Genomic DNA, 683 nt, shown 5'->3' with positions numbered 1-683 from the left:
GGGTTCATACATTGTGAGTGCTCCAGATATACCAGAAGAAGAACGATGGTATGACGAGTTTGAATGTCCAAGATGCAAAGATGGTCTGGTGCTTGATGTACCGAAAGGATATTTCTAACTGAAGACACCTTCAGTAGCGGTGTTGCTGTGGGTAGCAGACAAGTGTCCTCAGTTTCATTGAAAAATAACAGATCGAATATGGGCGAGTGTTTTGCCAAGCGATTCTCCTTAAAAAAAACGGAGAAGTATCGCTTATAGGCAAGGACACTCGCTTTTTTGTCTGTAGAGAGAGGCGTGATATGAATGGCGAAACAGCCGTGGACAAATGAGAAGCTGAATAAGTGGTTGAAGGAGGGACGGGGACAGGGGACCGAAAAAACTTATGTGCCATGGACCAAAATCAGTGATTTCCCCAGTATCGGAAGAGCCACCCGCATATTAGGAGTCAAGATCCCGCGAATTTATCATCTTCAATCTGACAATCAACTGCGTTGTTTCCTGATTTTTGAATGGTCAGCGTTGCCATCAAATAACGAGGTGGATAGTCCCACGGCTATCGTTGATATCCGAGAGTCATTTCCTCTTTTGAGCATGCTCGAAACAATTGACGATAAAGACGACCTCCGCATAAACAAGTTTACGGATAAGGAGTCTGGGGTTCCAGTGGTGCTCACCACAAGTTT

General features: G+C 44.8%; 1 protein-coding gene. It reads left to right on the top strand.

Translation table 11 applies throughout. The features are described from left to right. Positions 1–303 precede the first annotated feature (303 nt). Positions 304–683, top strand: a 380-nt coding sequence (locus AAC01S_RS18540; protein WP_502685983.1) for a PDDEXK family nuclease, incomplete at its 3' end; no start/stop codon positions are given.

The organism is Alicyclobacillus acidiphilus NBRC 100859, assembly GCF_001544355.1.
Classification (GTDB): Bacteria; Bacillota; Bacilli; order Alicyclobacillales; family Alicyclobacillaceae; genus Alicyclobacillus; species Alicyclobacillus acidiphilus.
The sequence above is the reverse complement of the archived record's forward strand: the minus strand, read 5'-3'. Positions and strand labels throughout refer to the sequence as shown.